Here is a 25,841-nt window from a genome sequence, read left to right on the forward strand (position 1 = left end):
GAGTCTACGTCAGCCGCTGACCCGCGACCACACCGCGCTCTGGTCGCCGGTGTAACAGACGTCGCCGTCGTGCACGAATTCGAACAGGTAGCGCACGATGTGGCGCGAGCGCCCGAGGCGGACCTTCGTGGCGGTGCAGGAGCACTCGATGGGAGCGCCTGGCGGGACCAGCTTGCGGAAGGTCGCGCCGTGGATGTGGGTGCCATAGCCGATCCAGCCCTCCCGGTGCCGGAGGCCGAGCAGGTAGTAGGCGTGTACGAAGCCCAGCATGCCCGTGGCATGGATCATCGCCGCGCCCGCCACGTGACGCGGGTGTCTCTCGGGGTGGGCGCGCTGGTCGACCATGAACGGGATCGGCCGATCCGTCGGCATGCGGCAGATCACTCGATTCTGCTCGGCGTCCACCGCCAAGAGCCGATCGAACAGCAGCACCGTCGGGTCGTAGGGGAGGTCCGCCAGGAACTCGGGCTCGAAGGCAGCAGGGGTCGGAGGTGTCTGCATCACTCCCCCGCGACGTGGACTACGAGGCGCCGCGTGTGGGGACGGGAGCGGTGTTCCCACAGGTAGAGCGCTTGCCAGGTGCCGAAGGCCAGCCGGCCATCGCGCACCGGGATGCTCTCCGAGGTCTTGGTGACGGCGGAGCGCGCGTGAGCCGGCATGTCATCCGAGCCCTCGGCGTCGTGGACCCAGCGGCGCGACTCCGGCGCGAGCTCGCTCAGCCACGCCCCGAGGTCCACGAGCACGTCGGGGTCGGCGTTCTCCTGGATCACCAGGCTGGCCGAGGTGTGCTGCACGAACACCGTGCACAACCCCAGCTGGACCTTGCTGGCATCCACGACCGCCTGCACCGAGCGGGTCAGGTCGGAAAAGCCGCGGCCAGTCGTGCGAACCTCGATCGTCTCCTGATGTACCGCCACGGGGGCTTCGTATGCGATGATTCCCGACCGAGCAAGCCCCGAGCCATGAAACGCCTGAGCTCGAAGACCGACGAACTGGTGCGGCGCGCCGAGCAAGCCGTGGTCGATTTCTGCGACCGGGGGCCGGCGCGACGTGGGCTGTATTCGCTCTGGAAGGGCATGGCGCGCCACAGCGCCGGGCGCGTCGCCAGCGCGATGGCGTTCAACCTGTTCCTGGCCGCCATCCCCATGCTGGCGCTGGCGGGGTGGCTCGCGGCCAACCTTCTGGGCCAGAGCCGAGACGCCCTGGACATCATGTCCTTGTACATGAACCTGACTCCGCTGGAGATCCACGAGATCGTGCAGAAGAACTTCCAACGCTTCTCCGGCGGGGCCGTGGCCCCGTTCGCCGTGCTGGGCTCGCTGTGGATGGCCTCGAACGCCTTCTACATGCTGATGAGCGTGTTCGAGCGCGCGGTGCGCGCGAAGCGCCGCGCGTGGTGGAAGAAGCGACTGATCGCCGTCGCCTGCGTGCTGGTGACCAATCTCTTGTTCGCCGGGATCACCGTGCTGGCCGTGGCCATCGCCGGAGGCCCCTCCAAGATGCTCGGCTTCTTGCGCACCGGCGAGCAGCTGGTGGGGCCGGCGGAGCGGCTCGTGAGCATCGTGGTGGCGCTGCTCGGCGCCACCTTGGCACTCGCCGCGTTCTTCCGCATCGCGGTCGATCGTCCGGGGCTGAATCGGCGCATCTGGCCCGGTACGGTGGTGACCGTGGCCATCGGTGGCCTGGCGTCGAGCGCATTCGGCTACTACGCGCGGACCCTGCAGAGCTTCGCGGTCTTCTACGGCAGCCTCGCGGCGGTGGCCATCGCGCTGGCCTGGCTCTGGATCTGGTGCGCCGCGCTGCTCTTGGGAGCGGAGCTGAACGCGCAGCTCGAAGGCGGCGAGCGCATCGCACCGCCCAGCACCGTGCGACTGGCCGTGAGGGCGGCGAAGCGGGCGAGCCAGGTCTGACTGAGCTCAGCCGCCGTCGAGGCTGCCCAGCCCGCACACGCCGAACCCAGTCGGTAGCCCCGCCACGCTGAGGCACTTGCCGGTGCCGCACTCGGTCTTGACCGCGGTGGTCGAGCACAGCTTGAGGCAGGTGTTGGTGGACTTGGAGCACACGTAGCCGGCGGCGCAGGGGCAGGCTTCGCCGGCGCGTCCGGCGCCCGGCACGACGCAGCTGGTGGTGCCGTCTTCCTTGACGATGGCGCAGGCCGTCCCACTCTTGCACTTGCACTGCTTGCCCGTCGGACAGGGATAGGGCTCGTCCAGGCTGCAATCGTCCGCAGGCACACACACCGGAACTGACAGCGCCGGCTGCCCCGCCGTAGCGGCCAGCGGGCGCTCGGCACAGAAGGCCCCAGTCGCGCAGGTCGTCGTCTGCTCGCAGCAATACTGACGGCATGCGGCCGTGGTGCCGTCGCTGACGCAGGCGAGGCCAGGAGCGCAGCTCTCCTCGGTCACGCACGGGGCTCCGTTCTCGCCGCTTCCGGCGAGCGCGCACTCGGCGCTCGGCTTGCCGTTCACGCTCTTCACGACGCAGGCGTATTTCGCCGGCGGAGTCAGCGCGGCGTCGGGGTCGCTGGGGTCGGCGTCGCCCGCGTCGTCGCCGCTCGGAGGCTCCTCACCGGGGCTCGCGGCGCACTCCGGAGCATCCGCGTCGTCGGGCAGGCACCCGCTTCCGCACAGCGGGCTCACGCTCGAAGGCTTGGCGTCTGGAGCGCTGTCCGGCACCGGCACGTCGGCGACGATCTGGTCGCGGCCCGCGTCCTCGGGGTTGCAGGACGGCCCCACGCAGCTGCCCCCAGCTCCCCCGGCGGCCTGCTCGTCCACGGCCGTGCAGCTCACGACCGAAAGGGCGGCGAGCGAGCCGAGCGCGGCGATGACCAGCAAGGAGCGAAGGAGGTGACCCATCGAGGGACGCCCTGGGAATGTAGCAGGACCGCGTGGAGCATGCCGCGTGCCGCACGGAAAAAGCTGCGGCGGCAGCTGCGCCTCTTTCCCTACCCCATGACAGCGGTGTCACGGGACCGCCGGCGGCGGCCTACTTGAGCGAGACGCTGCGGACGACGAAGTTGCTGGCCTGATCGTAGACGCGGACGCTGACCAACGCTGCCCCCTGCGGCGCGAAGCTCGAGATGTCCGCCTCGAAGTCCTCGCTCTGCTCGTCGAAGATGCCGTCCTTCGGCTCGAAGGGGTACCACTCGTCGGACCCGGCCACGCTGATCTCGATGCGCTTGATGGGACCGACGCCGTCGATGGCGCGACCCTTGACCCGCCGTCCGGTGACGGCCAGACCTTCGATGCGCGGCGGAGTGTTGTCCACCAAGACGACGCCGCTCTCCAGCGTGTGCTTGCGCACGCGCCCGGGCGGGTTCGACAGCTCGTCGCTGGCGGTGACCCGCACGCGATACTCGCCTTCCGGCAGATCCGACGTTTCCCACGAGTAGCTCTCGCTGGTGAGCTTCTCCTTGGGTTTGAGCAGGTCGTACCAGGTCGTGGTCCCGACGAGCCGGTACTCGACCTTGTAGCGCAGCTTGTCCTTGTCCGGGTTGTCCACCTTCCAGGACAGCGAAACCTTGCTGCTGGCGCTGCCGTCCACCGGACCGCCGGACTGCGGCACGCTCTCGCCGCCTTTGTCCGACGACTTGGTGCCGGCGTCCACGCTGGTGATGACGGCACGCAGGTTGTCGGTGACGAACGGGATGCTCAGCTCCGACAGCACCGCACCGGCGTCCTTGTTCCAGCGGGCGCGCACCTGGAGGTAGCGCGCGGTGGGCGCGTCCACCGGCCCGGGCGCTCCGAGGCCCTTGCCCCAGGCGCTCCAGGTGTCGTCCGGCTCCTTGGTGTTCCCGCTGCGGGTGGAGACCTCGATCGCCCCGGTGGTGACCCAGCTCATCCTGCCCCACTTGGCGCGGATCCCGGCGTCGAGCACCTTGCTGGTCCAGACGCTGTCGGTGCCGCCGACGCCGCGCACCGGGTGAAACACGGCCGGATCGCTCGCAGCCACGAACTTGTTCTTACCGGAGAGCGCCAGCGCGCCGATCATCCGCTCCTCGGTGTCGGCGACCAGCACCGAGTTGTGGGCGTCGTCCACGGTGTAGACGCGCCCCTCGGCGCCCGTGCCGACGTAGGGCTTGCCGTCGTCGCCCAGCGCCAGGCTGGTGAAGTGCTCTTCCTTCTCGTCGAGCAGGATGTCCGGGGTGCCGTCGGCCTCGAAGCTCACCAGCACGCCCTTGCCGCGAGTCTTCGGCGGCTTGGCGGTGGGCCCGGCCGCCTCGGGGGTCGGCTGTGAGCGCCGCGGAGGCGCGTAAGCGCCCGACTGGATCTCGTTCGCGATGGCGTAGACCTCGCCCTTCGCGCTCACGCTGATCGCCCTGACCTCCGTGCGTCCGAAGTCGTGCATGACGCTGCCGCGGCCGGGCCCGGTGATCTTGTAGAGCTTCGCCTTGTCGCTGGCGCCGGCGTAGACCGTGCCGTCCGGGGCCACCGCAACGCTCATCAAGTGCTGCTCGGCCGCGTCGAAGTAGACCTGCGCCGTGCCGGTCTGATCGACGCGGTAGAGCTTGCCCTCGGGGCCGGTGGCGGCGAAGACGCTGTTCGACTTCTTGTCGAAGGCCACGCTCCAGATGTGCTCCACGCCCTTGATGCTGACCAGGTCGGTGACCTTGCCGCGGTCGAGCTTCATCAGCTTGCCGTCGGGCATCGTGCCCATGACCACCGTGCCGCCCCAGGCCTCCACCAGCGAGGTGATGACCAAGGCCTTGGTCTCGGCCACGGTGCTGACCTTGCCGGCCTTGAGGCGGAGCAGCTTGCCCTCGTTGCCGGTGCCGAGCAGGAAGCCGCCGTCTTTCTCGGGCAGCACCGCCCAGATCGCCGAGGCCTCCGTCACGGCGCTCGCGCCCAGGGAGAGACCCGCGCGGACCTTGCCGCTCGAGTCGATGGCAACTCCCTTCAGGTCCCCGCCCTTGAAATCCTCGCCCTTGTCGAGCTGGAAGGTGCGCGTTCCCACGGCAGCGGCGCCTGACGCCGACAGCAGCGCGCCGGCGCACATGCAAAACGCCGTGAGTCGGCGAGCGGTGTTCTTTGCCCAAGGATTCATCTGAAAAGCCACGGCCGTGTCCTTACCTTCCATCGTGTTTCACGGGTCTTCGGAGCAGCAATCTCAGCGCAAGATCGGTTTGACGACGACGTCCACGCGGTCCTGCCCGACCATGAACTCGCCCAGCGGAATCACCGTCCGGGTCTCGGAGCGGAACGAGTCGGGAGCGACCGAGGTGGTCGTGGGCCGGATGGCGTCCAGCGCGCCGGGGGGCAGGTGCTTGGCGACGCGACCCCTGTAAGCGACCGCGCCGTCCTGATCCTGGTACGAGACCACGATGCTCTTCACCGGGAAGAGCGGGTTCTGGAGGTTGCTCACCAGCTCCGGGACGTTCTCCGGATCCGCGAGCTCCTTGCGCTGGAGGTAGCCGGGCCCGATCTCCAGCGAGACGGTCCGACCGGCCAGGTGCTTGCCGAGCGGCACGCTGACGACCTTCGTGATCGGCTTGCCCGTGTAGGGGACGAGGGTCAGCTTGATGCGCGCGCTCTCGCCGGCGTCCACCTCGGGATCGAGGAGCTCGGCGCCGCGCAAGCGCAGGATCTCGCGCGCGTACTTGAGCTCGATCTCCATCTCCGCGCCTTCGATGATCACCGGCTCCCAGGTGTTGTTGAGCAAGCTGCCCACCGCGCGGGACAGGTTCGAGCGGATGAACTCGCCGGGGTCGGGCGTGCCGCCGATGCTCACGCCGAAGTCTTCGAGGGCGATGGTCCCGTGACCCTTCACGCGGAGCTTGCTCTTCGCGGTCCAGCTCACGTCCTGCTTCTCGTTCGCCGTCGCTTGCAGCGCGCTGCCGAGCGAGATGGCCAGGAACGCCGGGGTCATGAACTTCTCGTGCGCGACCTCGAAATTCCACTCCTGGTCGGGCGCGCCGGGGACGCCCTTGATCTTCATCTTGACCGGGATGACCGGGGCCTTGGCCGAGTGCGAGACCACGATGCTGGCCTGGCGGTCGGCGACCAGCGCCCCCACTGGCCGCACCGGCATGCCGATCTTGAACGAGCGCATGTCGCTGGCGAGGAACCACAGCACGCGGCCGATGGCGGTGGGCAGCGCGGTAACCCCGGACTCCATCATCGGGTGCCCGAACGCCACGAGCTTGTCGCCCTCGACGCGCGTCACCGTGCCGAGCCCCTGCGCGCTCATGTCGCCGCGGATCAGCTCGACGCCGATGGCACCGCCGTCCACGTATTTGGTCGGCGCGTCCTTCTCGATCTCACCCCCGCCGCCGGCTTGCAGCGGCTCGAGCCCCAGCGGCGAGAGCAGCTCCTTGGCGAGCTCGACGGCTCCGCTGGTCATGCCGCCGATCATGATCGGCGTCGAGACCGGCGTGGCCGAGCCCGAGCCACCGTGGGCCTTCTGCTGGCGCTTCGCCATCTGCTTGGCGTGCGCGCCCACGTCGTAGTCGGCGAGGCTGCCGGCAAAGCGGTTCTGGCTCGACCCGCGGGAGGCGTGCTTCTGCTTGGCTTTGTCGGCGCGCGGCAGCGCGTGGATCGGCCAGCCGTCGATGGTCTTCGGCAGCGGTCGCTCCATCTCGTCGAGCATGTTGCGGATCGGCGTCACGCCGGCGACCGGCTCCTTGCCGAAGGTCCAGCCGTAGGCGTAGGCGCCGATCATTTTGCCGTTGACGTAGATGGGGCTGCCGCTCATGCCGGCGACGACCTTGACCACCTCGAGGCGGGGGTGCTTGGTCTTGACCAGGATCAGCTCCTGCCGGGGCCGGAAGTTCTTCAGCACGTCGATCACCTCGACGTCGAACTTCTCGGGCTTGGTGCCCTCGAACACGGTGAGGCCGTAGCCCTTCATGCCGGGCTTGATGTCCTTCACCGGCATCACGTCGGCACGGGTCGCGGTGCCCTCGGCCTGGGCGCTCCTGAGGACCGGGAGCGGTGCCAGGAGCCCGAACAGCGCCGAACAAGCTAGCAAGGTGGTGAAACGCACGGTGGGGCAGTCTAGCAGGGGACCGAGCGGGGGTTCCGAAAAGACGCGCCCCGGAAAATCTCGGGAAACATGGGGCCGCGGGGGATTTCGGCTAGGCTCGAAAGGGTCGTGGACGCCGTGGTCCTGATCGCGCTCGTGGTCTCCTTCGCCGCCCTGGTGACGGCGCACGTCGCCCTGGCGTTCGGGCTGGCGCTCGCCCGGCCGCGCTGGCGGGGCCCGGTCGCGTTCCTGGTCCCGCCGCTGGCGCCCTACTGGGGAATGGAGGCCGGGATGAAGCGCCGGGCCGCGATCTGGGTCACCGCGCTGGTGATCTACGCGCTGGCGCGCATCGTCGCGGAGCTGTGATGGAAGCGCTGGTCGCGGAGTTCGTCGCCTTCGTCCGCTCGCGCGCCATGCCGGAGCCCTTCGTGGCGGCCTACCAGCAGATCGCACGGCAGTTCTTGGCCGCCTTCCCAGGGGTTCCGCCCGAGCACTTCGGCGTCGAAGAGGTGGACGCTTTCTTGCGCCGCGCCGAGCAGACCGGCGCCAGCGAGCAGCAGCTCAAGAACGCCCGCACCGCCACCGAGGCCCTGGTCTGGTACATGAAGAACCGAGCGCGGCCGTCGCTCCAGCCGCCGCCGGCGGCTGGCCCGCCGACGCGAACCGAGGAGCGCGTGTCGTTCATCCGCGACGTCCAGGTCGCGGACCTGGGCGCCTGCCGCAGCTCCGATCTGAGCTCCCGCGGCATCTTCATCGAGACGCTGGCGACCCTGAACGTCGGCGACGAGCTCGAGCTGTCGTTTCGCCTGGAGCACGAGGACCCTCCGGTCACGCTCTCGGCCCGCGTCGTGTACGCGCACCCGATGGGCGCGGGGCTGGCGTTTCGGCAGGTCGAGCCGCAGGTCCAGAGCCGCATCGACCGCTACCTGGCCATGGCGCGGGGCGGCGACTGAGCCGGTGCCGGCGGCGCGCATTGCCGTGCAGTCTCGGCGCGAGCTAGCCTCCGGCCGCATGCCAGAGGGTCCCGAGGGGAATCGCCGGGCGCTCGCCCCGGCGGACGTCGCGCGCACGCTGCTCCGCGATCGGGTGGCGACCTTGCCGGCCGGCGACGCGGTCACCCTCGACGCCGGAGCCGAGAGCGGACCGCGCCCTTCGGTGCACCAGGTGCTGACCGTGGACGCCTCGTCGGCGCCGCCCGCGGCTCTGCCGAAGTCTGCCGGAACGGTGCGCTACGAGCTGCTCGGCGAGCTCGGCAAAGGCGGCATGGGCCGCGTGGACGAGGTCTTCGACCGCGTGCTCGGGCGGCCGGTGGCGCAGAAGCGTCTCTTGCGCGTGGCGGACTCGGATCACGCGACGATGCTGGTGTCGGAGGCGCAGACCTGCGCGCAGCTCGAGCACCCGTCGATCGTGCCGGTGTACGACCTGGACGCCGCGGACGACGGCCGCCCCTTCTACACCATGCGCGTGGTGCGCGGCCGCTCGCTGCGCGAGGTTCTCGAAGACAACAACGGCACGAACCGCGATCGCGTCCCGCTGGCGCAGCTGCTCGGCATCTTTCGCCAGGTGTGCCTGGCGGTGGACTACGCCCACAGCCGCGGCGTGGTGCACCGCGATCTGAAGCCCGACAACATCGCGGTCGGCGAGTTCGGCGAGGTCTACGTGGTGGACTGGGGCATCGCCCACCTGATCGAGGGCAGCGACGTGCGCCGCAGCGGTTACGGGCCCAACATCGCCGGAACGCCGGCGTACATGCCGCCGGAGCAGCTGCTGGGCGAGGAGCTCGACGCGCGCACCGACGTGTTCGCGCTCGGGGTGATCCTGTACGAGATCCTGTGCGGCCAGCGGCCCTTCCACGACGAGAGCATCCGCGGCGTGATGAGCCGCCGCCAGAAGCAGCTGGAAAAGCCGCCCAGCCAGGTCGAGCCGGGCTCCGGCGTGACGAGCTTCTTCGATGACCTCACGCTGGCCTGCCTGGCGCCGACGCGCACCGGCCGGCCCGGGCGGGCGCGCGTGCTGGCGAACGCCGTGGACGACTACCTGGACGCCGAGCGCACCCGCGTCGAGCGCGAGCGCGAGGCCCAGGCGTACGCCGAGGAGGGCAACGCCGCCCGGGCGCGGTTCGAGGCCCTGAGCCGGGAAGCGCGGGAGCTCGAGGAGCGGGCCGAGGCGCTCCTGGCAGACGCCAAGCCCTGGCACGACGCCGAGACGAAGCAGCCGGCGTGGGATCTCGCCACCCGGGCGCGCGAGCTGCGCGCCGAAGCGGCGCGGGAGCGCGCGCGCACCAGCGCCGCGTTCACCAGCGCGCTCGGGCGAGTGAGCGATCACGGGCCGGCCCGTCTCGGCCTCTCCCAGCTCTACTGGCATCAGTTCCTCGAGGCCGAGGAGGCCGGCGACGAGCAACGCATGGCGCAGTACCTGGATCTCGCGCGCGCCTACGACGACGGCGAGCTGGCCGCCCAGCTCGCGAACCAGGGTGAGCTCGAGATCGTGTCGCGGCCCGCGGGGGCGGAGCTCAGCATCGCGCGCTACACGCGGCGCGGCCCGCTGCTGGTGCTCACCGACGGGCGCGAGCTCGGCTGCGCACCGGTGAACGCAGGCCTGTTTCCCGCTGGGTCGTACCTGGTCACGGCTACCCTCGGCGGGCGAGAGGTCCGGTACCCGCTGCTCATCCGGCGCGCAGAGCGCCACCTGCTCGACCTGCGCGTGCCCGAGCCGGGAGAGATCCCGGAGGGGATGGTGCTGGTGCCGGGGGGGCCGTTTCTGGGTGGCACCGGCGCGAAGCTCGAGCAGCTGGAGCTGCCGGACTTCGCCATCGGGCGCTTCCCGGTGACGCTGCGGGAGTACGGGGAGTACTTGAACGAGCTCGACGCGGAGGAGCGGAAGCTGCGCGTGCCGATCATCGACGGCATCGAGGCGTGGTCGGCGGAGACGCGGAGCTGGAACACGGAGCTCTGGGTGTCGGGAGACGCGCGCAGGTACCTGCCGCCAGGCCGGGAGCTCGACCTTCCGGTGGTGGGGATCCGCTGGAACGCGGCGCGCGCGTACGCGACCTGGTTGGCGAGGCGCACGGGCCGGCCGTATCGGCTGCCAACCGACAGCGAGTGGGAGAAGGCCATGCGGGGTGCGGACGGCCGGCCGTTCTCGATGGGCATGAAGCTGGACACGGCGTTCGCGAAATTGAGGGAGTCGAGGAACGGACCGCCGCACCCAGAGCCGGTGGGCGCGTTCTTGCGGGACGAGTCGCCGTGCGGCGTGCGCGACCTGTGCGGCGGCGTCGGCGACTGGACCGAGACGGCCGCGGACGGGCTTCCGCCGCCGGGTTTGACCGAAGCAGACAGTGGCAACGTGGACTACCGCGTGGTGGTCTGGCGGGGGGGAAGCTGGTCCACCGCGACCGCAACCTCACCCATGCGCTACACCCAGGCCGTTCGGCAACACGGCGCCTGGATCGGGCTGCGACTGGTGCTGACTCTCGCGCCCGAGTCGAGCTCGAGGATGGCGACCGAGCGGTCGTGACGCTTCTCACTTGCGTTTCGCTCCGCCTCCGGCTCGACTTGCGGCCCGTCCAGCTCAACGAGGGAGCACCGGCGCCCGCGAGGACGGCGCGTGGCCGGTGCGAGAGGAAGCGAGCATGCCCACCGACGTAGACATCGACGACCGCGACGAGACCGCCACCGACGGCCCCGGGATCATCCGCCGTCTGAACAAGGTGCTGGCCATCCAGCAGAAAGTGACCGCCCGGCTCGAGCGCATCAAGCCCAACATCCCGAACCCCGGCCCGCCGGAGCTGCCCACGGTGGTCAATTCGATCATCACCGAGGCGCAGAAGTCGATCAGCATCGCGCAGTCGATGCTGACCCGCGACGGCTGAACGTCAGCGCGCCCATCTTCCGAGCCCGCGGCGCCGAGCGTCGCGGGCTCGAGTCTTTTCGGCGGTCAGCCCACGCCGAACAGCTCGACTGTACCCGCTACGATGTCCGCGGACCGTCGTTTCCGCGAGCGCAGGCGCGGGGATTGGGTCGCACACTGACGGGCTCTGGCTCGACGCGCCGGGCTTCGCAGCTCAGCGCGCACGTGGCAGAGGTGCGCCTTACTTCCGCACGGCCTTCGCGGGCGTGAGCGGGTTCACCCGCTCGAAGGCCTCGGTCAAGAAGCGATCGCGCACCTTGCGGGCCTGCTCCGGCTGATCGCGCCAGGGCACGGCGACGGCGTAGATCAGGCAGGCGTCCGGGTAGGCCGGATAGGCCGCCCAGGCGGCGGAGAACTCCCGGCGCGAGAAGCCCACGTCGGCGTAGCCGTCCACGAAATGGATGCTCAGAGGCTTGTCGCGCCACTTGGCGCTGCGCTCGCCGATGGCGTCGAGCTTGGGCTCGAAGGACTTCGACTGGGTGCGGGCCCAGGACTCGAAGCGCCGGATGCAGGTCTTGCTGTCGGTCGGCACGCCCGGCTCGACGTCGTGCACGAAGGCCAGCGCGATCACGTGGTGATCGTCGCCGTAGCGGAAGCCCAGGAAGTGATCCACGCCCCAGTAGCGCACGCGCTTCCACTTGGGCGTGTCGGGCAGCGGCACCAGGAGCTGGTTGTCCTTGTCGTCGCGCTCGCCCCAGGGCTCCGTCACCTGACGCTCGAGGGCGGCCCAGTGCGGGTCGTGGGCGTCACCGCCGGGCTCGGCGACGGTCACCGTGTTCGGCCGCGGCGGGACGCCCGGGGGCTGGCTGGGCGCGCCCGTGGACCCGCAGCCGACGCCGAGGAGCGCAGCGACGAAGACGAGCGCGCGGGCCATGCGGGTTGGACGGGCCACCAGAGACAATGATGGACCGGCCGCCGGCGGGCGCCAACTACGGCCCGGCCTGGCACAGCTTGTCCAGCGGCCAGCGCTCCTTCTGGGCCATCTTCCTGAGCTCCGGCTCGGCTTCCGCCAGGGTCTTGCCGCTCTTCCAGAGCGCGATGCACTTGGCCTCGACGTGGTTCAGGTTCGGCCCGCGATCGGCGACGTAACCGGTGGCGTAGGGGCCGAAGCGCGAGCAGCAGGTCTTCAGGCGCGCGTCGCGCGCGCCCGCGTCGTCGGGCGGCGCCGCGTCCTCGGGGCTCGCCGCCTCCTCCTCGGCCGGGGCGGCGTCGACGGGCGGCGCGTTCGTCAGGGCCGGCGCGCTCGACACGATGGGCGCGGCGCTCGCCTCGACCGGCTCCGGCTTCGCAGCAGGTGGGCCCTGACAGGCGACCGCGAGGAGCACGACCCAGAGCCGCATGGGACGAAGGATCGCGCGAACCGGCCCGAGCCGTCCAGCCCGGTCAGACCTCGAAGGTCTTGAGGCGGATTGCGTTCGGATCGGCCACGCCGAGCCCGAGCTCACCCGCCGTGCGGATGTAGCGGGGCTCGCGCTTGCTGTCCTTCAGGCTCTTCAGGTTCTTTTCCTTGCGCAGCGCGTCCACGAGCTGCCAGCCCACGGTGTCCATCGCCACCGGATCGGTCGCCACGTAGACCGAGCCCTGGAGCAGCCGGGTGTTCGGATCCTTGTCCAGCGGGCCCTTGTCGTAGGTGACCTTGAAGGCGTCGGTGATGTGCAGCCGCACGCGGCTGGTCACGATCGGATGGTTGTAGAGCATCGCGATCTGGGGGCTCGCCTGGTGGGCGTGGTGATGGTGGGGGTTGTTGATGGTGCCGTGGGTGATGTTCTTGAGCGTGCCGGTGTAGCCGCAGATCGAGTGATCTTTGATCTGAGTCATGTCGATGACGGCCGTGGCCTCGAGCAGCTGCTTGCAGTATTTCGTGCCGACGCCCTGGTAGACCTTGATCTCCGGCATCGGGTGGTCGTTGTTGTTGTGCGTCGCGGTGCGCACGCCTGCGGGGAGCTTGAACTGCCGCACGTTGACCCGACAGCCCGACAAGTAAGACGGGTACTGCTCGAAGACCATCACCTTGTCCGGCGGCACACCCAGGGCGATGACGGCCTCGACCACCGGCAAGATGAGCTCGAAGTTCACCGCCATGGTCGCGCCCTTCTGACCGGCGATGCCGTTGGGCTTGATGGCGACGACGTCGTCCTTGCTGATGAACTTCTTCATCGCCTCGACCAGGTTCGAGGCGCCGGTGAGCTCCATCATCGCCTTCTCGAGCAGGCGCTTGGCGACGTCGGCCTTCGGCCAGAGCAGGTTCGGCTGCATGGTCGCCTTGAAGTCGCCCTTGGCGCTGACCTTCACGACCTTGCCGGGCACGTCGAGGGCCACGAAGCTCTTCGGCGTCTTGGCGACCAGCGGCGAGGGCTCCTGGGCGAAGGCGACCTTGCCCAGCGTCGTGGTGGCGGCAGCGGCAGCGGCCGCGCCGGCGAGCAGAGAGCGGCGGGATACCGAGGTCATGCCTTCTCGGGTAACACGCGGTTCGAGGTCCCGCAAACTAGCGACCGTCGTCTTCGGGGCTCGTCTCGGACACGGGCTCATCGACGTCGCGGCGATCCTTCTCGAGCGCCGGCCGCGGCGCCGCGGCGGCACGCCAGATCAGCGTCGCCGCGAGGCCGCTCACGAGCAGCCAGCCCAGCGCCCCCCAAAGCACGCGCCGGCGGTCGTCGGGGAAGCGCGTGCCGATCTGCACGATGCCGTCGCTGAACTCGCCCCGCGGTGCGTTGATGCCGTGCTGGTCGCGGCGCTCGGCGGCGAGAGTGCAAGGCTCGCCGGTGGGCAAGCGCGGTCCGTCGTAGGGGCCGCGATAGATGCTCTCCACGTTCGGCAGGTTGCCCTCGACGTCGAGCCCGGTCTCGCACACGGGCCACGAGTCCACCTGGTGCGAGCGCCAGAGCGCGGCGTCGTACGCGCGCGGCGCCGCGTAGGCAAACGCGACGAGCAGCGCGAGCGCGAACACGCCCCGGGCGCCGTAGGGTGAGGTGGCGACGAGCTTGCGCACCAGCAGCGCGGCGAACACGGCGCCCGCGCCGAACAGCAGCGTCGTGCTCGGGGTCTCGGTGCCCGGCGCGCCGCGCACCGCGTCGGTGAGCGCGCCGACGGACTGGGCCTGCGTCACGGCGTCCCAGAGTGGAAACAGCGCCAGCATCGAGAAGACCAGGAGCGCCACCAGGTTCTGCGCGACGCCCGACGGCGGCGGCGCCGCCTGGGGCGCGGCCTTTCGCTCGCTGGGCGGGGGCTCGTCTTCGGCTTCCTCCTCGTCGTCCTCGTCCTCCGGCTCGGGCTCGGGTGGCGCCTCGAGCTCGGCGCTCGCCAAGCTGGCGGCTGCGCGGCGGACCCGGCGAGAGAAGTCGATCACCAGCGCGGCCAGCGCGATCTGGATGACCAGGAGGAAGGCTCGCTGGCCCGAGGGCTGCGCGTCCGCCGCGGAGGCGAGCAGCCGGTAGAGCGGGACGCCGGTGTCGACGGCAACGAAAGCGAAGGCGGCGCCGGTCACGGCCTGCGGGACGCGCGCGCCGAGGAAGCTCGACATGCGCGTGAGCGCCAAGATCAACGCCGTGAGCCCGGCGGCGCGCGCTGCCGCGACCAGCACCCACATCTGCTTGCCGGAGATCCCCTCGGAGGAGCCGCCGCCCAGGCCGAACAGCAGCGCGAAGCTCAGCAGGCCGACCAGCACGAACGACGCCGTGGCCACCAGCGCCGGGGTGACGGCGCCCGTCGCCGGCGGCACGCGCGTCACGCGCAGGAGCGCCACCACCAACCCGAGGGAGACCAGGAAGTAGAAGGCCTGGTAGCCCATCGAGACCATCGTCATCACGACCAGGGCGCCGGGGTCCTTCGCGGCGACCGCCGGCGCGAGCCGCATCGACTGGAGCTGCACGCCGACGCCGGCGAGGGTCAGCACCAGCCACAGACCGATGAGCCAGCCGAGCCCGGAGCGCACGGAGCGCCAGCTCGCCGTGCGCTCGAGCTCTCGCTGTCCGCGCGGCGTCACCATCGGGCCGGCATCATGGCACATGGCGATCGCCACTGGCGAAGCGGCGCTTCGCCAGCCTGCGCTGCGCGTTTCTCCCGGTTTTTCCGGGTGTCCGACGCTGGCACGGCGCTCGCAATCCCCCCGCGCGTGGGCGCACGGCACGTCGCCGCGGCCCCGGAGGATAGCCCCATGAACGAGTCCAAGATGAAGGTCGCCTATGTCATCACGCAGCGCAACGGCAAGAACCACTGGACGCGCATCGGCGTCGGGTTCGTCAACCGCGACGGGTCCATCAACATCAAGCTGGAAGCGGTGCCCGTCACCGGGGAGCTGCAGATCCGCGATCAGGTCCCGCGCGACGGCAACCTGACGCTGCTCAGCGGCCGGAACGGTCAGCCGGCGCCCGACGCCGTCGCCGAGATCGGGTGAACGCCATGACGACCCCGGAAACAGGAGCAGAGCCGAGCGCGCGGAGCCCCTGGTTGCCGGTCGTGCTCAAGGTCGCCGGCATCGCGGCCTTGCTCACCGGGCTCGCCGGCATCGGTGCAGCGTCGATGGTGCTGGGCAACGGCGGGGTGGCCGTCGCCCGCGGCGCCGCGCCGGAGCCCAGCGGCGCTTGGCTCGGCAGCGAGGAGCAAGCGCCGCCGGAGCGAGCGAGCACCGGCGGCGCGGCGGCGCGAGACGGCGGCCGCGGCCCGAGCCAGGCGCTCACGGCCGACGGCAAGGTGATCCTGAACCTGGCGGAGGTCGAGGATCTGCGCCGCCTGCCGGGGGTCGGCAAGCGGCGCGCCGGGGCCATCGTCGAGCTGCGGGGGCGGCTGAAGCGCTTCCGGCGCGTGAGCGATCTCTTGCGCGTGCGCGGTCTGGGCGTGCGCGGCCTCAAGCGCATCACCCCGCTGGTGGTGCTCGACGCGCCGAAGGCGGAGGGCGCAACAGACGGCGGCGCGGGCGACGCGAAGGTTTTGGACTAGGCTCCGCGGCGTGCTCCGCACGGCTTCCCTGGCGCTCCTCGGCCTCGCCTGTTGGGCCTGCGCGACGGCTCACCCGCCGCCGAGCGAGCCCGAGCCGGCGCTGGTCGGACCCGGCGCTCCGCCGCCGCCACCGGACGCGTCCGCGCCAACCGCGACGGCGGACGCATCGGTCCCCGATTCGTCCACTGCCGCGACCACGCGCTGCCCCGCCGACATGCAACACGTCGCGCAGAGCTTCTGCACCAAGGTCGAGCGGCGCTGCCTGAAGAGCGAATACGACAAAGCGAACCACATCACGCTCTGCCATCGCTTCGAGCCCGGCAGCACCGAGTGTCGAGGCCCCCGGCTCGCCCTCGACTTCTGCATCGACCGCTACGAGTACCCGAACGAGAAGGACGCGCACCCGCCGGTGATGGTCAGCTTCTACGACGCGAGCGGGCTGTGCGCCGCGAAGGGCAAGCGCCTGTGTTACGAGAGCGAGTGGACGGCGGCCTGCGAGGGCCCCGGCGAGAAGCCCTTCCCCTACGGCTGGGAGCGCTCGGCGGAGAAATGCAACATCGACAACCCCTGGGTGAACCCCAGCCTGAAGAAGATCTACTCCGCCGATCCCGGCGTGCGTGACGCCGAGCTCGCGCGCCTCGACCAGAGCGTGCCCAGCGGGTCGAAGCCCGGCTGCGTCAGCGACTTCGGCGTCTTCGACCTGACCGGCAACGTGGACGAGTGGGTGCTCGCCGACCGCGACCGACCCGAAGAGAAGGGCCGCTTCTCCGCGCTCAAGGGCGGCGCCTGGGGCCACGTACGCAACGCTTGCCGGCCGGTGACGACCAGCCACGAGCCGGAGTTCACTTATTACTTCGTCAGCTTTCGCTGCTGCAAGGACCCGAGCTGAAGCCGGGTTGCCGGGGCAACGCGTTCGTCCTATCGATGCGCCGCCCGCTCGTTCGTGAGGGGCTGCCGCGCGCTGGCTCAGGTCCCGTCGGGCAAGCCGGGCGGCTTGGCGACGTACACGCATCCTGGCGTGGCCTTCACCAGACGGACGTGGATCGCGTACGAGGCCTGGTGGTAGGCGAGCCAGATCTCGCCGTTCCAGCGGACGGCGGCCATCTGGCGGATGTCGATGTCACCCTGGTCGGCGCCTCCGAGTAGTCCAACGGGTTTGCCGACGCCCGATCCGTCGAAGTCGAAGCGATGGATGTCGACCTGTGTCGCCATGAAAACCGTCAGCGCATCGCCGAGAGGCAGGAGGGCCATGCCCATGACGCTCTCGGTGGGGTTCGGTTTCGCAGGAATCACGAGGGCGGGGCCCGCCGGGTTCCCATCCAAATCGAGGGGCTGCACCGGTACGAATGGAGACAGAGCCCCAGGTGACACGAACCACGACGCCCACCCCCCGGCAGCGTGCGCAGCGACGGCCAGCGCTTCTGAAGGCGGCCATGTGACGTTCGCGGCAACGATGGCCTTCGGGCCGCCGTCGGTCCCGGGGATCCGTGCCCCGTCTCGCAGGTGTCCACTCAGGAGCGCGAAGTCATCGAAGACGAATGTGCGCCCGCTCTCCGGGCTGGTGGCCGTCTTGTGCCCCAGCGGGCCGTAGCCGACGTTGACGGTCTCGCCGTAGCGCGTGAACGGCAGGAGCAGCTCTCCTTCGGCGCTGACCCTCGCCACGAACAGGCTGAACTGCGGCGGGATGCCGTAGGCGTGCATCGCGAACGCTTCGCCATCCCAGGCGGCGTGCGTTTGGAAGCCCACGTCGTCTGCCGCGCTTGCGGTCGGGAGTTTCACGCGCGCGAAGGGCTCGCCCTCACCAGCTCGAAGCAAGGCTACCTCTTGACGCCAGATCCCTGCCTCTCGGAACCCGTATCCCACCGCGAGTGTTCCGTCGGGACTCGCGGCGACCGAGCTGATCTCGCCCTCGGGGAACAGGGCGCTGTCAGGCAGCAGCGCGTAGGTCTCATGCGATACGGCACCGTCGGGAGCGACGGTCGTGAGTACGAGTTGCTCCGTCGCTTCCGAGGTATACTTGCCTGTCTTCCCTTCCGGCTGGAAGCGATACGCGACCCATGCGACGCTCAGGCCGCCGGGGCTGGAGAAGAGCGCGGCAGGGAGCGCGTCCGAAACCCAGTGCCAACGGCCAGGCTCACCCAGCACCGCCGGTGTCAACACCAGATCGAAGCAACTCGGCGGCGCGCCGCCGGTTCCGCCATCGCCGTTACTGTCGGCCGATTCGCCGCAGCTCAGGCACGCGAGCGCGGTTGCGGTGCCGAGACACGCCCAACGTCTCACAGCGGCAGCCCCCGCTCCTCGGCAAACTCGGCGAGCTCGAGCTCGAGGGCGAGCGCCTCCTGGAGTCGCTGGTTGGCGAGGTGAAGGGTCTTTGCCTTCAGCAGCGCGACACAGGTCAGCTTCAGCGTCTTCACCTTCACCAGTCTCGTGAGCACGTGCACCTCGTCCAGGTTCGCGCCTTTCGACTGGGACAGCCGCGCGAGGGAGGCCAACACGGCTTCGTCGAGCTTCAGCAGCGAGGCCACGATCTCTGCCTTGGCTGCAGCAAGATCGCCGGCATCGAGCTGGTCTTCGGCGCGTTCCTCGTCGGCGATCGCCCGATCGACGCGGCTGTCGAGCAAGCGGCGGAACCCGATCCTCACTACCTTGCTGACGTTTCCGGCGAGGTCGCGCGCTTGCACGTGGATCTCTCCTGCCGGGACGTCTGGTAGGCGGAGGTCCAAGTGGGCTACCGCCGGTTGCCACGCCACGCTGTCGATGGGCGTGCCGGCGAACGAGTAGCGCAGCTCGACCACGCCGGAGACCACGGTTCCGAGCTCGACGGTCGGGTGGACGTGGGTAGCCGAGCTGGGATCCTCGAGCTCGAGCTCCAGGCTCACGTCGCGGGTTCGAGACACTACCCGGCCGCTCGTGACGCGCACGACCGGCGGGACCGGATCGACGTTGGGCGTCGCGCACTCGACGTCCGACCAGCCGCTGATCACGGGTCCACGCTCGGCGCGCATGCGATAGCAGACGCGCTGACCGTTCGGCGCGGGGACCACCACGAACGGCGACTCTCCATCTCGAGCGCCAAGGACCGGAACGAAGGGGCCACGCTCGTCCCCGGCACGCTCGACGGTCAGGGCGGTCTCCGCCGCGCCCATGCCCGCGGGAAGGAACACCACCCCGTTCCCTGCTCGTGGGTCAACGACCGGCGAGTCAATCGCGTCGTCGGACGGATCGCGCGGATCCCTGCCCGCTGCGACCTCGGACCCATCCGCTTCACCGCCGCCGTCAGTGTCGCTGAGGAGCGGGTTCGTTGCGGCCTGGAACTCGCCGGCCGCTGTCAGGCCATCCCGGTCCACGTCCGAGTCCGCTTCCACCGCTGGCCCGTAGCGGAGCTGCCAGCGATCCGGGAGGCCGTCGGCGTCGAGATCCGGCAGCCGCGCCAGCACGAACGCCTGCTGCCGCTCTCGAACGACTCGAGCGTCGCCCGGCTCCACTGCGCAGGTGGCGAAGAGCCGAACCGCGTACATGCCCGGGAGGCTGGTCTGGTGGAACGGCACCCCGAAGATGCCGTCTCCGGCGCGGCCATCTTCGTGCTTGCCGTCGTCGTGGAGACGCAGCGCGACACGCGTCACCTCGTCGGGGAGCGTCACCGTCGCGTCGACGACACAGCGAGTGAGGGGCGCTTGGTCGATGACCACGGCGCGCAGCGCCACGTCCAAGCCCACCCATGCGGTGAGCTCACCCGCGCCGCCCGCGTCACCAAGAGGCAAGACGTCTGCCACGTCCACGGTCGCGAACATCTGCGCCTCGGAGTCGAGGCTGGCTTCGACCAGCACGTTCGGCTCCGACGTCTCCGCCCCCGGTCGAGTGAAGGCCATCCACGACCCTGCTTCCGGATCTGGGACACGGTAGGTCGCCGTGGATTCGGCGGCGTTCACCAGCAGTGGCACGTACTCGTTGCCTGACGGCGAGACGAGCTTGCCTTTTGCGACCTCGGCCTCCGTCGAGACGACGGTCACCCGCAGCTCGTGCGCGCCAGCATCGACGGGAAAGACAACGGGAGCCGCCCCGCCAACCGCGCGCCGCGACACGACCCGCTCGAAACGGGAGCTGGTTCCGTAGGCCGAGAGCATCGCGTCGGAGACATCGAGGGTCGCGAGCGCGAGCGACGTCGGCGGATTCGGCGCGTACACCAGGGTACCGTCGGTGAGCCGCGCCAGGTGATCGAGCTCCGAGAGGTCGGCGTCCTGTCCGAAGGCGATGCTCGAAACGACGGGGAGCCGGAGGCCGGGCACTCCGCCGCGCGGCTTCCTGCCCAGGGGGAGACTCGGCCACGGACCGTTGCCGTCGCCCGCGGGTGGTTGGGCTGCGAGGTAGTATGCAGCTGGATCGGCGGCGGCGGAGTTCTTGCCGTCAGACAGCACGACGATCAGATGGCGGTCCGCGGTCAGCGTCGCGGGCGGGTCGTAGCGGAGCGCCAACAGGGACTGCGCCTCGAGCAGCCCGTCGCCGATGCTGGTCGCGCCAAATGCGGAGACCTTCCCGATCTCCGACTTGATCGCGGCCACGTTGCCGACCCCGACGAACTCCATGCCACTCGGCCCGATCGGCAGCGTGGTGGCGTCGTTCCCGTACGTGACGACGCCCGCGGAAGTGGTCGGGAATCCGCTCGCAGGGGCGAAGGAGTCGACCAGAACCTGTGCAGCGACCTTGGCCGCTTCGAGTCGATCGCCCAGCATGCTGCCGCTCCGGTCGAGGGCCAACACGACGGCCTCCGACCCGAGCCCGATCTTGATCGCTCCGGGCGCCGACGCCTTGGTGCCGTTGATGGATACCTGGAGGTCCAGATCGCTCGCGACTGCCGGGTAGAACGCCGCCGGCAGCGACGTGACCATCAGCACGTTCCCGCCCGTCAGCGGAAACGGGTAGAAGTCCACCCACGGCTCCAGCTTGCAGCCCGTCGTGCCAGCCGCCGCGCAGTTGGGCACGCTGACGTCATAGTCCTCGGGGGACACGTTCTGCAGCGGGATGGGGTGGTTCTCCGCATCGCGGTAGCTCAGCTTCACCAGGAACTTCTTGCGCGCGAACTTGTTGCCCGCGAACGCCGGAGTCGCCTGAACGGGATCGACGATGGCGAGCTGCTCCGAGACCGGGCCGAACGACCAGGTGAAGTTCGACGGACCCCAGCCGCCGCTGACCACCACGACGACTTCCTCCGTGCTCGCCCCGACCGTCACCGGGACGCCGAAGAAGAGCGAGCCGGTCGAGAGCTGCACCCCTGGACACTCGCCGTCCGATCCGAGCTGACAAACCGGCTTGGGGACGAGCTGGGTGGACGACTGGCGGTCGATTCGAAACACCCGGATGCGAGGCCCGTTGGACTCCGGGAGCACCTCCGCCCGGAAGTAGAGCTTCTTGCCGACCCAACCCGGCGCAGGTCGCACCGACAGGAACGCGGCACCGCGCGCTCCGACGCCGGCCGGCTGAACGCTCGAGACGCCGGCACCCGCCGGGAGCTCCTTCTTCGTCGGCCCGGGCTGCCAGGTGTCGATGATTCGGAACGCTCGCGGCAAATTGTCGCAGGGGTCGTTGAGGGCAACGTCGCAGGTGTTGTTGGTGAGCTGCGGACCGATCACGAACGGCTTGCCGTCCGAGAGCGGGATGGCGCTGTGGAACCCGTAGCCGTGCGTCCACTCGAAGCGCCAGCGCGGGTCGGTGTCCGTGTACTCCTTGAGCACCAGCGCGGTGTGGAAGTCGAACATGGCATCGCCCAGGCTCCGGCCCAGGAGACTGGTGAGCACCTTGTTGATGGCCGTGGGGGTCGAGAGCTTGGCGGAGACCGACTCCGCGAACCCGAGGAACATCTGGCCGACCAGATCGATACCTTCGTCAGATGAGCGCTGGTCGAGCGTCGAGGTCTTGCGCTCGATTCCAGAGGGGGGTCCCGACGGATGAGGAGGCTGCCCCACCGTGTATGAGAACTGTTCCTGCAAGTACCGCCAGAACAGCGCCGACTCGTACTCGCGTTTCAGCACGTCCAGCGCGGGGATCGTGAACAGCTCGTCGCTGGTGTAAGGCCCCCGGGTTTTCGGCTTCGTCTCCAGTTTCCCCGCCGAGACACAGGTACGGCGGACGTCCGTCGCCGGGTAGCCACTCGCGCCGGGGAAGCCGGCGAGGCAGAGGTTGTGCTCGACGGACGAGGTGAGCCCCTCGCTGATGAAGCCGTTGATGTGGACGTTGCTGGTCGGGACCTCTCGCCCCCACGCGACCTGCAGGGCGTGGAAGTACTCGTGGGTGCTGAGGTCCAGCGCGTCAATCGCCGCTCCCGTGAGGGACTGGTGCGGCAAGAGCCCCGGCTGGATGTTGCGGATGGCATCGACATTGATGCGGAGCGCGCCCCAATCGAACTGTCCACCCGCCGGGTTCGGTCCGAGCAGCAATCGCGTAGGCAACGCCACGCCAGCAGCGTCGCGGCCGTTGAACCAGGCGGCCTTGGCGGCGGTGGGGAGCGGTGCCACTGGCGAGCTCAGATCGGGTACGAGTAGCCCACGCTGGATCTGGGTCCGTTGTGCGTCATCAATGGCACGGAATGCAAGTCGCACGTAGTCAGCTACCTCCGGCGACAAGCACGCGTTGCGCTGCGGAACGTGTCCCAGGAGCCCTCCCCTCCAATCGAGCTTCGACCCCTCCGTGCAGGCGTGGAGAAAGGGCAGAGTCGTCGGGCTCACGCCGAATACGTGGAACCTGCCGCCCGGTGGGTCGGCGGCGAGCTGCCTCCAGCTCGCGCACACTCCGTGAGCCCCGACGTCGCCAAGGACGGTGCCACCGCTATTCACTCTCACCATCAGGTGAGTCTCCGCCTCGGCCGGGCTCGCCCAGTCGATGGGGATCAGACGAGCCGGCTGAGGCCCCGCGAGCGTGAAGCCCTGGGCTACGGTGTTCGGATTGATGCTCGTCCCCGGCACGTTCTTGTCGTAGACGAGCCAAGGCACCACCCCCGGACACTCGACCTCGTTGATCGACTTGACGCGGCAGATCTCGATTCGATCGGTCCCCGCGATTTCCGCGGCCTTGTTCGCGGTCGCGCCGACGTAGTACGCGAGGACGACCCTGAGCTTGCGCGCGCTCGGGCTGTTCGCCGTGCCGGTGCCCTTGTAGCCCTTGAGCAACTGCGGGCAGTTGCTGGGACTCTGGCCGTCGCAGCCGTGGCCGAGATCAGGCGCGCAGTAACTCAGCGCGACGTTGATCTGGCCGAGAGCACGAGAAGGCGCGAGCGCCACCATCAGAACGATGACGGCGGCGAGGATCCATCGTCCATGCTGCGGCTCTGCGGCTCTGCGGCTCTGCGGCTCTGCGGCTCTGCGGCTCTGCGGCTCTGCGGCTCTGCGGCTCTGCGGCTCATGCATGGCTCCCTCCAACGGAAGCGCAAGCGCGCCCCCATCGTTGTCGATTCTCCACGAAGTTAGCCCTCGGTCAATGTAGGTGTTCTCGGCATCAACGACGCCGCTTCAGGTCACCACTGAGTGTCGGCAATCGGTCCAGTCGCTGCCCGTCGAGCCAACCCCGGGTGTGACTTCGCCCTGCAAATGACGAAGATCCACTTCGCCAACTCCGGCCGACTCCGGCCTACAGGACTGAAGCCGGGTTGCCTGGGCAACGCGTTCGTCCTATCGATGCGCCCCGGAGATCCGACGCATGAGCACGCTGTACGACGAAGCCAAAGACGCCCTCGACGCCCTCGCCGCCGCGAACCAGCGCTTCGCGCACGACTACCCGGGGGACCGCCCCGACCGCCAGCCCATCCACACCGTGTACGGCGGCGCTCATCTGTTCAAGGCGGACACCACCAAGAAGCTGGGCGAGCTCGCGGTGCGCGCGCTCGACACCTACGCCAAGGACGGCCCAGCGCTGACGCGCGCGCTGGGGCTCACCGCCAGCGACGACTTCGCGAACACCATCCACCGGCGCGTGAGGAAGAAGCTCGAGACCGAGGCCGTCGAGGACTTCCGCATCGACTTCGAGGACGGCTACGGCAACCGGCCCGAGGCCGAGGAGGACGCGACCGCGGTCGGCGCCGCGACGGAGCTGGCGCGGGGCATGAAGGCGGGCACGTTGCCCCCGTTCATCGGCGTGCGCGTCAAGCCGCTCAACGACGAGCTCAAGCGCCGCTCGGTCCGCACCCTCGATCTGTTCATCTCCACCCTGGTGAAGGAAGCGGGCGGACTCCCCGACGGCTTCGTGGTCACGCTGCCGAAGGTGCCGATCCCCGAGCAGGTCACGACGCTGGTGCGCCTGCTCGAGCGGATCGAGAAGCGCACCGGGCTCGCGCCGGGGTCGCTCCAGATCGAGCTGATGGTCGAGCTCACCCAGTCGCTGCTCGACCGCGAGGGGCGCTCGACCCTGCCGCTCTTGCACCACGCGGCGGAAGGCCGGCTGCGCAGCGCGCACTTCGGCACCTACGACTACACCGCGAGCTGCAACATCACCGCGGCCTACCAGGCCATCACCCACCCCGCCTGCGACTTCGCGCTGCACCTGATGAAGGTCGCCTTCGCCAACACCGGGGTCTGGCTCTCGGACGGCGCGACCACGGTCATGCCCATCGCGCCGCACCGCGCGGCCAAGGGTGAGACCCTGAGCGAGGCCCAGCTCCGCGACAACGAGCGGAGCGTCCACGCCGCCTGGAAGCTCGCCGGCGACAACATCCGGCACGCGCTCGAGAACGGCTTCTACCAGGGCTGGGATCTTCACCCCGCTCAGCTCCCGGTCCGCTACGCCGCCACCTACGCCTTCTTCCTGGAGGGCTTCGACGCGGCGGCCAACCGCCTGAAGAACTTCATCGACAAGGCGGCGCAGGCCACGCTGGTCGGCGACATGTTCGACGACGCCGCCACCGGTCAGGGCCTGATCAACTACTTCCTTCGCGGCCTCAGCTCGGGCGCCGTCTCCCTCGACGAGCTCGGCTCCACCGGCCTCACGCACGACGAGATCGCCACGCGCTCGTTCGTGAAGATCTTGGCGGGGCGGAGCAAACGCTAGGAAGCTCAGTCAAAGGCACTTCCCCGGCGAGTCCATCACCCCGCAGAGCGCCCCGCACGGGCAGATGGACGCGCCGGTGCACTTCGTCCCCTTGGGGCACTCGACGTCGGACCAGCACGCGCCGGCGATTGACAGCTTGCACACGCCTTCGGCGCACACGCCGCCGGGCCCGCACTCGAACTGCGAGCTGCAGCACAACGACGGCGGCGGGGGCGGTGGGCCTTCGCACCAGCCCATCTGACCGCCGCACGCGCAGACGGCTCCGCAAGGGCAGACGCAGGCGCCGCCGCAGCTCGTGCCCTTGCCGCAGTCCGCGTCGCTCCAGCACTGCCCCGGCGGGGGCTTCATCTCGCAGTTCCCGCCGACGCACACCATCGGCGCGTTGGGCTTCTGGGGGCAGTCGCTGGCCGTCGAGCAGCAGCCGGGCACGACCGAGCACTTGCCCAGCTGATCGGCAGCGGCGCAGTCCGCGTTGCACGGGCAGACGAAGCCGCCCTGGCAGATCGAGCCGAAGCCGCCGCAGTCCTGGTCCGACCAGCAGAGACCGGGAGGCGGCGGCTCCTTGCACACGCCCTTCACGCACATCAGCGAGTCGCCATAGGTCTCGCAGTCGTACTTCGCCCCGGGGTCGCAGCAGCCGGGCGCCCCCGCCGAGCCGGCGCTGCCGGCGCTGCCCGCCGACCCCCCGAAGCCGGACGAGCCACCTCCGCTCCAGCCGCCGCTGCCCCCGGCGCCGCTGCCCCCGGCGCCGGCGTTGCTCCCGCCGCTGCCGCCGCTGCCGCCGTCCTGCGTGGTGGAACCGCCGCAGCCAAAGAGAGCGAGACCCGAGAGCACGAGACAGGGAGTCAGCCAGCGCATGGCCCGGCGATTGAGCAGGGGACGTGCCAAGCGAAGATCCCGGCGGATCTCCCGCGGCGTCTCATCATCGGCCCGCGGCAAACGCGGCCGGCTTTGTGCCACGCGGGTGTGCCACGGGCACTCGACGGGGAAGCCGACACGCACTAAGT

21 protein-coding genes are annotated in these 25,841 nt (G+C 69.8%); 9 read left to right on the top strand and 12 right to left on the bottom strand.

Annotated features, from left to right (window positions below; translation table 11 throughout):
• Positions 1-9: 9 nt before the first annotated feature.
• On the bottom strand, positions 10-501 hold the full coding sequence (locus HS104_27775; protein ID MBE7483750.1) for a hypothetical protein: 492 nt from the start codon (positions 499-501) through the stop codon (positions 10-12).
• Positions 501-917 carry a YjbQ family protein gene (locus HS104_27780; protein MBE7483751.1) on the bottom strand — a complete coding sequence of 139 codons (417 nt, stop codon included), beginning with the start codon at positions 915-917 and terminating at the stop codon, positions 501-503. The genes HS104_27775 and HS104_27780 overlap by 1 nt, the downstream gene beginning before the upstream one ends.
• A gap of 45 nt (positions 918-962) precedes the next feature.
• On the opposite strand from HS104_27780, the gene HS104_27785 reads away from it, so the two are divergent.
• A complete protein-coding gene (locus HS104_27785; protein ID MBE7483752.1) occupies positions 963-1,910 on the top strand; it encodes a YihY/virulence factor BrkB family protein in 948 nt (315 codons plus the stop codon).
• A gap of 6 nt (positions 1,911-1,916) precedes the next feature.
• Here HS104_27785 and HS104_27790 read toward each other — a convergent pair whose 3' ends face one another.
• The 3 genes from HS104_27790 to HS104_27800 all read right to left on the bottom strand — a co-directional run bounded on the left by HS104_27790 (position 1,917) and on the right by HS104_27800 (position 6,981).
• Positions 1,917-2,855, bottom strand: a complete 939-nt coding sequence (locus HS104_27790; GenBank protein ID MBE7483753.1) for a hypothetical protein — start codon at positions 2,853-2,855, stop codon at positions 1,917-1,919.
• A 130-nt stretch (positions 2,856-2,985) separates the two neighbouring features.
• A complete protein-coding gene (locus HS104_27795) occupies positions 2,986-5,055 on the bottom strand; it encodes a fibronectin type III domain-containing protein (protein MBE7483754.1) in 2,070 nt (689 codons plus the stop codon).
• A gap of 51 nt (positions 5,056-5,106) precedes the next feature.
• On the bottom strand, positions 5,107-6,981 hold the full coding sequence (locus HS104_27800; GenBank protein ID MBE7483755.1) for a hypothetical protein: 1,875 nt from the start codon (positions 6,979-6,981) through the stop codon (positions 5,107-5,109).
• A gap of 108 nt (positions 6,982-7,089) precedes the next feature.
• On the opposite strand from HS104_27800, the gene HS104_27805 reads away from it, so the two are divergent.
• The 4 genes from HS104_27805 to HS104_27820 all read left to right on the top strand — a co-directional run bounded on the left by HS104_27805 (position 7,090) and on the right by HS104_27820 (position 10,831).
• Positions 7,090-7,326 carry a hypothetical protein gene (locus tag HS104_27805; protein MBE7483756.1) on the top strand — a complete coding sequence of 79 codons (237 nt, stop codon included), beginning with the start codon at positions 7,090-7,092 and terminating at the stop codon, positions 7,324-7,326.
• Entirely contained in the window at positions 7,326-7,913 is a 588-nt protein-coding gene (locus HS104_27810; protein ID MBE7483757.1) for a PilZ domain-containing protein, read from the top strand. The genes HS104_27805 and HS104_27810 overlap by 1 nt, the downstream gene beginning before the upstream one ends.
• A gap of 58 nt (positions 7,914-7,971) precedes the next feature.
• Positions 7,972-10,476, top strand: a complete 2,505-nt coding sequence (locus HS104_27815) for an SUMF1/EgtB/PvdO family nonheme iron enzyme (GenBank protein MBE7483758.1) — start codon at positions 7,972-7,974, stop codon at positions 10,474-10,476.
• Between the two features lie 115 nt (positions 10,477-10,591).
• A complete protein-coding gene (locus HS104_27820) occupies positions 10,592-10,831 on the top strand; it encodes a hypothetical protein (protein MBE7483759.1) in 240 nt (79 codons plus the stop codon).
• A gap of 219 nt (positions 10,832-11,050) precedes the next feature.
• On the opposite strand, the gene HS104_27825 is transcribed toward HS104_27820, so the two are convergent.
• From HS104_27825 to HS104_27840, 4 genes are read right to left on the bottom strand one after another with little or no spacing between them, the layout of a single operon-like run.
• Positions 11,051-11,743, bottom strand: coding sequence for a hypothetical protein (locus HS104_27825; protein MBE7483760.1), 693 nt, complete (start codon positions 11,741-11,743; stop codon positions 11,051-11,053).
• Positions 11,744-11,798: 55 nt separating this feature from the next.
• Entirely contained in the window at positions 11,799-12,209 is a 411-nt protein-coding gene (locus tag HS104_27830) for a hypothetical protein (protein ID MBE7483761.1), read from the bottom strand.
• A 43-nt stretch (positions 12,210-12,252) separates the two neighbouring features.
• Entirely contained in the window at positions 12,253-13,317 is a 1,065-nt protein-coding gene (locus tag HS104_27835; protein ID MBE7483762.1) for a DUF362 domain-containing protein, read from the bottom strand.
• Between the two features lie 37 nt (positions 13,318-13,354).
• Entirely contained in the window at positions 13,355-14,854 is a 1,500-nt protein-coding gene (locus HS104_27840; GenBank protein MBE7483763.1) for a hypothetical protein, read from the bottom strand.
• A 168-nt stretch (positions 14,855-15,022) separates the two neighbouring features.
• On the opposite strand from HS104_27840, the gene HS104_27845 reads away from it, so the two are divergent.
• Genes HS104_27845 through HS104_27855 form a run of 3 tightly spaced genes read left to right on the top strand, consistent with a single transcriptional unit; the run spans position 15,023 to position 16,693 of the window.
• Positions 15,023-15,262 carry a hypothetical protein gene (locus HS104_27845; protein MBE7483764.1) on the top strand — a complete coding sequence of 80 codons (240 nt, stop codon included), beginning with the start codon at positions 15,023-15,025 and terminating at the stop codon, positions 15,260-15,262.
• Between the two features lie 5 nt (positions 15,263-15,267).
• Entirely contained in the window at positions 15,268-15,804 is a 537-nt protein-coding gene (locus HS104_27850; GenBank protein MBE7483765.1) for a helix-hairpin-helix domain-containing protein, read from the top strand.
• A gap of 10 nt (positions 15,805-15,814) precedes the next feature.
• Positions 15,815-16,693, top strand: a complete 879-nt coding sequence (locus HS104_27855; protein MBE7483766.1) for an SUMF1/EgtB/PvdO family nonheme iron enzyme — start codon at positions 15,815-15,817, stop codon at positions 16,691-16,693.
• Between the two features lie 77 nt (positions 16,694-16,770).
• Here HS104_27855 and HS104_27860 read toward each other — a convergent pair whose 3' ends face one another.
• Both HS104_27860 and HS104_27865 read right to left on the bottom strand, forming a co-directional pair.
• Positions 16,771-17,964, bottom strand: a complete 1,194-nt coding sequence (locus tag HS104_27860) for a hypothetical protein (GenBank protein MBE7483767.1) — start codon at positions 17,962-17,964, stop codon at positions 16,771-16,773.
• 116 nt (positions 17,965-18,080) lie between these two features.
• A complete protein-coding gene (locus HS104_27865) occupies positions 18,081-23,078 on the bottom strand; it encodes a VWA domain-containing protein (GenBank protein MBE7483768.1) in 4,998 nt (1,665 codons plus the stop codon).
• Positions 23,079-23,490: 412 nt separating this feature from the next.
• Here HS104_27865 and HS104_27870 point away from each other — a divergent pair, with 412 nt between their 5' ends.
• Positions 23,491-24,834: a phosphoenolpyruvate kinase gene (locus HS104_27870; protein ID MBE7483769.1), complete on the top strand. Its 1,344-nt coding sequence runs from the start codon at positions 23,491-23,493 to the stop codon at positions 24,832-24,834.
• 9 nt (positions 24,835-24,843) lie between these two features.
• Here the strand turns inward: HS104_27870 and HS104_27875 are convergent, their stop codons facing one another.
• The gene (locus tag HS104_27875; protein MBE7483770.1) at positions 24,844-25,692 is read right to left on the bottom strand and encodes a hypothetical protein; all 849 of its coding nucleotides are present in this window, start codon (positions 25,690-25,692) and stop codon (positions 24,844-24,846) included.
• Between the last annotated feature and the right edge of the window lie 149 nt (positions 25,693-25,841).

Source organism: Polyangiaceae bacterium, from assembly GCA_015075635.1.
Taxonomy (GTDB): Bacteria; Myxococcota_A; Polyangia; order Polyangiales; family Polyangiaceae; genus JADJKB01.